A 6,014-nucleotide genomic window follows, 5' to 3' on the forward strand; every position below is an offset into this window, starting at 1 on the left:
TTTCTATTAGACTTTCGTTGAAATTCATTCTCTTTTACATGCATATGCATTCGCTTTAGAGTACAATCTTTGCCGTTTATGATAATTCGGTTGAATAACAATAACGTTCAATCGTGCTAACGCATCTCATTGGAGAATATCACATGAAGCAACCCGTTCGTGTTGCCGTTACAGGCGCTGCTGGTCAAATTGGTTATAGCTTATTATTCCGTATCGCAAGCGGCGAAATGTTAGGTAAAGATCAACCAGTCATTTTACAATTGCTTGAAGTTCCTTTTGAGAAAGCTCAACAAGCGCTTAAAGGCGTGATGATGGAACTTGATGACTGTGCTTTCCCGTTATTGGCAGGCATGATCGGGACTGATGATCCTAAAGTTGCATTTAAAGATGCTGATTACGCGTTATTAGTTGGTTCACGTCCACGTGGTCCAGGTATGGAACGTGCTGACTTATTAAAAGTAAATGGCGAAATCTTCATTGGCCAAGGCCAAGCATTGAACGAAGTTGCAAGCCGTGACGTTAAAGTATTGGTTGTGGGTAACCCTGCGAACACCAATGCTTACATCGCAATGAAATCTGCTCCAGACCTTCCTGCTAAAAACTTCACAGCAATGTTGCGTCTTGACCACAACCGTGCGTTGACTCAACTTGCTCAAAAAGCGGGTGTTGCAGTTTCTGACATCGAAAACATGACTGTTTGGGGTAACCACTCTCCAACTATGTATGCTGACTACCGTTTCGCAACAGCAAATGGCGTAAGCTTAAAAGACAAAATCAACGATGCGGCTTGGAACAAAGATGTGTTCCTTCCAACTGTTGGTAAACGTGGTGCTGCGATTATCGAAGCGCGTGGTTTGTCTTCAGCTGCTTCAGCTGCGAATGCGGCAATTGACCATATGCGTGACTGGGCGTTGGGTACTAACGGCAAATGGGTCACTATGGGTATTCCATCTGATGGTTCTTATGGTATTCCTGAAGGCGTAATGTTCGGTTTCCCTGTAACCACTGAAAACGGTGAATACAAAATCGTTCAAGGTTTAGAAATTGACGAATTCAGCCGTGAGCGTATCAACTTCACGCTGAACGAGCTTGAAGAAGAACGTGCAGCGATTGCTGACATGGTTAAATAATTTATCAGTTTGATAAATTGAAAAAAGCACTCTCTATAGAGTGCTTTTTTTATACATGAATCACAAAAAACAACAAGAAAATATAGACATACCTAAGCATATCCGCTGAGTTTGCTGATAAATTATTTTGATCGGAAGCACTTATGGAGAATAACAATGTTTGAACAACAACCCACACTGGAACTTTTATTTGAGCAACTTGGGCTTGGGGCAGATGATGCTGCAATTGAAAGTTTTGTGAAAACGCATCAGCTCGGTGCTGACCAGAAATTGCATGAAGCCGAGTTCTGGAGTGCGGGTCAGCGAGATTTTCTAAAAAGTCACTGGGATAAAGATGATGACTGGGCCATTGTGATTGATGAACTGAATCAGCAGTTGCATGTAGACAGTACCAAGTCATGATTCGATAAAAATAAAGCTCACATCAGTGAGCTTTATTGCGTAATAGGGTGCTAAACCAGTCTTCTTTACGGACTTCAACAAAAGCGGGGTGAAGCTGTAATAATTCCAGATCATGTTCTAGGCAAGACACATACTTTTTCAACCAGTGTCGTGTTAAGGCCTGTTCTTGCTTAACGGCAGATGCATAAGCCAAGAAGAAATAAATATCTAAGTGTTCTGTATATGCCAAAGGCTTTAAGATCTGCTGAGTAATAAGAGCAAAACGTTGCTCTTTGGTCAACTCGAAATAAATCATATAAGCTTTGGCTAAAGACAACGACAGGTTGAGATACAGGCTTAAGGGCATTTCCTCATATTCAATTCGTGCCTGTTCAAGCAATACGATTGCTTCTTGCAAGAAATGCAACTGTTCCTGACGTACATGACTTATTACAACCAGCTGTAAACGCAGGTCTGCACGCTCTAAAGCAAGTTCAGGACTATTGTTCTCTAAAAAGAGTTGGTCAGTTTCACCAATGCGTGCAATGACTTGTTTAGTTTCGTTCGACATGTATTGATCCAGAATCGTCAGTTATGCCTAGGTATATAAGGCTGTTTTTAGCAATTTAAAGGGCTTAGCCCTGATTCCAGATTGAGCTTCCACTACGTAACCATGCAGTAATCGACAGGCGCTGTTGTTTTGAACGTAGAACCTCATGTAATAAATCGCTCTGGAAAATCGCCAGACGATTAGGCGAGGGCTGGATAATATGCCATTGACCATTTTTATCCTGTAAACGTAATTGACCGCCCCAGTCCTCTTGCCAGCTTTCATGCACATAGAATACGGTGGAAATCATCCGGTCATTTTTTTGTTGCGGATTGTCACGATGCAAAGCATAAAATTCACCTGCGTTATAGCAGGCAAAATGTGCTTCTACTTCTTTGATGCCGAGATAAAAGGCCTGATTTAACGTTTGTGATAATACTTCTAAGGCCTTGAGATGCTGTTGGGCAATCGGTAACTGACCATCAATCCAGAGAATATGGTCACTCCGGATATGACTGACCACACCGTTTTGTACTCCCGCTGCTCTGAATTCCGCAAGATGAGAGGTGCATTCATGAACAAGAGAGTGTACATATTCATGTGAATAGACATCATCAATTAAAGCAAAGCCAAATTCATTTAAATCATCCAGAATTTGCTCTAAATTCCATGATTCAGCAAGAGAGGTGGGTTGCATGGCGCTCCAGTTTAGGATGGGTTGGATTAAAGTGCGATTTTAGACGATCACATCAACGCTAAAGAATACTTTTTTCTTTCATGTTAAACTACCTGCTGAATTGAGGAATAAATTGTCAACATGAATTACCGTCACCATTTCCATGCGGGTAACTTTGCCGATGTTATGAAGCATGTACTTTTGCTTCAACTGCTTGCTCGCTTAAATACGAAAGATAAACCTTATCGATATATTGATACCCATGGTGGTGCCGGTAAATATGATTTATCAACTTCTGAAGCACAAAAATCAGGTGAATTCTTAACGGGTATCCATCGTTTGGTCAAACTTGACGATTCCATTAAACGAAATGCACCGGAAGGTGTAAAACAATATCTTAAAATTGTTGAAGATATGCGTGCAGCTTCGGGTAAAGGTGCTTATCCAGGATCACCTTGGTTTGCGCTTGAAGGCATGCGTGAAACAGATAAAGCGACTGTGTTTGAAATGCAGCGTGACGTGTTTCAGCAATTATATTTTAATATTCGCGATAAACGTGCTGGCCTGCATGAGCGTGATTTTTATGAAGGTCTGATGGGGGTCATTCCACCAAAAGAAAAGCGTGGCTTGGTCATGATTGACCCACCTTACGAAATCGAGCGTAAAGATTTCCCGCAGCTGGTTGAATTACTGCAAACCGCTCATAAAAAATGGCCAACAGGGGTATTCGCTGTTTGGTATCCAATCAAAGATCGCGCGATGATTGACCGTTTTGAAAAGAAAATGTTGAAAACCGGTATTCGCCGTCAATTGATTTGTGAAATTTGTGTATGGCCAGATGACACTCCAGTCGGTTTGAATGGTTGTGGCTTGTTGGTGATTAATCCACCTTGGAAATTCTCGGAAGATGCGGATCAGGCATTACAATGGTTATTTCCACATTTGCGTATGAGTGAAAATGGTGGACATGCTGCAGTGCGTTGGTTGGTGGGTGAATAACCCATCAACGTCCAAATATTCTTGAGGAATTGAAAATAATGACAAATTCTCTTAAACCTGATTCTGATTTAAATAAAGATGCCCATTCTTTTGATGGCATCACTTTTGAAGTAGAAGAAGAAGAGCATACGCACGAAGGACAAAAAGTGAAACGTCGTGGCATTTATTTGTGGCCGAATTTAATTACAACGGCTGCACTTCTTTCTGGTTTCTACTCAATTATTGCCAGTATGAATGGCAATTTTAACCAGGCAATCTATGCCATTTTCCTGGCTGCATTACTTGATGGCCTAGATGGTCGCGTAGCACGTGCAATTGGTGCGCAAAGTGCATTTGGTGAACAATACGACTCACTTTCTGACTTATTGGCTTTTGGTGTGGCGCCTGCAATCTTGATGTATAGCTGGAGCTTGCATGACCTTGGGCGTATTGGTTTAGCCTGTTGCTTTATCTATACCGCTTGTGCAGCTTTCCGTCTAGCGCGTTTCAATGTACAAATTGGTGTAGTGGATAAGCGCTATTTTATCGGAATTGCCAGTCCGCTTGCCGCCGTTACCGTGATTTCATTAGTATGGGTTGGTCGTGATTTTCCGTTTATCTTTGATTTAAGAGATATTGTGATTCAGGTGATTAATTCGGTGGTCATGGTCGCAGTCGGTTTACTGATGATTTCGAACATCAAATACTATTCATTTAAACAAATGGATCGTAAACGTGTACCTTTTGTCGTGATGTTACCTGTGGTCTTGATTTTTGCTGCAATCACGTACAACATTCCTGTAGGGATCTTGATTGTATGTATTCTCTATGTGCTTTCAGGATTTGTAACGACTTTGTTTGCCAAAAAAAATGATGAAAAAATAACAACCTAAAATTCAGGAGGTTCAGTATGCCAATATTGATGAGTAATAATCAATTAAAGCAGCTGAACCTCAATAAGGCAGATGCTTTAACTTTTCACCCGCCTAAGGGTTTATTTAAAATTGTTTATCAGGCCCTGATCCTGCCGAATTTACCTGAGCCATTTCATTATTTCAATTTTATTAGCCTGATTGGGCAACCCCGTATTCCGATTTGCTATAACGCCAGTGCCATTACTACAACCGCGATTGATACTGCTACTGTTCTGGTCAGTAGCAGTGCATCCACGGTGGGGCATCTGAAAAGCTATAGTGCAAAAGAACAATGCCAGTTAGAAGTAGATCGCTATCAGTTTCTTGATGTCGATCATATCCAGGCCGATTTTCCTCATTATTATTTTAAACGGAATGATGAAGAACTCAGTTGTCAGCTCAAAGTGAAGATCTGCACGGATATTGAAAATCACTCGGCTTTGCAATGGGGGGTGGCAGATTACTGGTATGTCTCTTGCCAATGTGAGGGTGAAATTGTTTATAAAAAACAAAAATACCAAATTGAAGCGCGTGGTGTCTTAAAGCATGCCCGGGCGATTTATTTTCCTTTTATCGCTTTTCATTTTTTCACCTATCAAATTATTCAGATTCATCCTGATTTGCAAATCATCATGTCTGAACTCAGAAACCAATGGAATAACATTGTCTTTTCACGGATAGAAATACAAACAAAAGAGACCAATGTTGTCTATGAACATCAAGTCGTTCTGGATATCACCCGTGTATATCCGAAAGTCAAAACACCGAATGGGCGGGAAATGTATTTGCCACGAGAGTTTATTTGGCAGTATCAAGAAAAAGATGAAGTGATTTTCCAATTGCAGGCCAAAAGTCGGGGAGACTATAAGTTTGGTCTTGCTGCAGGATATGTAGGCAGCTTTCATTACCAGCTATTATGGAAAAATAAAAATTATGAAGGTACCGGATACTGTGAATATATTGATTGCAGACCATTACATTGGCAGGAAAAAAATAAAACCGAGCAAATAATCGACCAAATTCCGCATTTTCAGCCTTATTTGTGTAAAAAATAGACGCTTGTTTAAATAATTTAAATAAATTTAAAAAAGGGTGTTGCATTGGGTAGGGAATGCTGTAGAATGCACATCCATCGGCGGTGATGCGGATAAAAACTTGTTGATAAACAAGGATTTGGCTAAAATGGTTAGATTCTTGAGTTGGTTGATAAGTTTGCTAAATATCTAAATTACCTGTTGACTTTTAAGAAATTGAGAGTAATATAGCCGACCTAGCTTGATGATGACGAATCATCGAGAAGATCATTAAGAGAATAGAAGAACAACTTGTGTGGATTTTTACTGGTTGATCGATCGAAAATATTTCATTGATTAATTGGTTTAAAT

The 6,014-nt window shown here is 40.4% G+C and carries 7 protein-coding genes; 5 read left to right on the plus strand and 2 right to left on the minus strand.

Translation table 11 applies throughout. The features are described from left to right. The first annotated feature begins 143 nt into the window (after nt 1-143). Together J699_RS06220 and J699_RS06215 are read left to right on the plus strand one after the other, a co-directional pair. Nucleotides 144-1,130 (plus strand): malate dehydrogenase, encoded by a 987-nt coding sequence (locus J699_RS06220; RefSeq protein ID WP_005226708.1) that lies wholly within the window; start codon nt 144-146, stop codon nt 1,128-1,130. Between the two features lie 156 nt (nt 1,131-1,286). Continuing rightward, a complete protein-coding gene (locus J699_RS06215) occupies nt 1,287-1,532 on the plus strand; it encodes a DUF2789 family protein (protein WP_005280568.1) in 246 nt (81 codons plus the stop codon). Nucleotides 1,533-1,554: 22 nt separating this feature from the next. Here the strand turns inward: J699_RS06215 and J699_RS06210 are convergent, their stop codons facing one another. Beyond that, a complete protein-coding gene (locus tag J699_RS06210; RefSeq protein ID WP_032870780.1) occupies nt 1,555-2,082 on the minus strand; it encodes a hypothetical protein in 528 nt (175 codons plus the stop codon). Between the two features lie 64 nt (nt 2,083-2,146). Further along, a complete protein-coding gene (locus J699_RS06205) occupies nt 2,147-2,758 on the minus strand; it encodes a 2OG-Fe(II) oxygenase (RefSeq protein ID WP_032870782.1) in 612 nt (203 codons plus the stop codon). A 120-nt stretch (nt 2,759-2,878) separates the two neighbouring features. On the opposite strand from J699_RS06205, the gene J699_RS06200 reads away from it, so the two are divergent. The 3 genes from J699_RS06200 to J699_RS06190 are packed head-to-tail and all read left to right on the plus strand — an operon-like array spanning nt 2,879 to nt 5,684. Continuing rightward, nucleotides 2,879-3,736, plus strand: a complete 858-nt coding sequence (locus tag J699_RS06200; RefSeq protein WP_005280560.1) for a 23S rRNA (adenine(2030)-N(6))-methyltransferase RlmJ — start codon at nt 2,879-2,881, stop codon at nt 3,734-3,736. A 38-nt stretch (nt 3,737-3,774) separates the two neighbouring features. Beyond that, nucleotides 3,775-4,608: a CDP-diacylglycerol--serine O-phosphatidyltransferase gene (pssA, locus tag J699_RS06195; protein WP_005226718.1), complete on the plus strand. Its 834-nt coding sequence runs from the start codon at nt 3,775-3,777 to the stop codon at nt 4,606-4,608. A 17-nt stretch (nt 4,609-4,625) separates the two neighbouring features. Further along, nucleotides 4,626-5,684: a DUF6670 family protein gene (locus J699_RS06190; protein WP_032870783.1), complete on the plus strand. Its 1,059-nt coding sequence runs from the start codon at nt 4,626-4,628 to the stop codon at nt 5,682-5,684. Nucleotides 5,685-6,014 lie beyond the last annotated feature (330 nt).

Source organism: Acinetobacter sp. 1000160, from assembly GCF_000588715.1.
Lineage (GTDB): Bacteria > Pseudomonadota > Gammaproteobacteria > Pseudomonadales > Moraxellaceae > Acinetobacter > Acinetobacter courvalinii.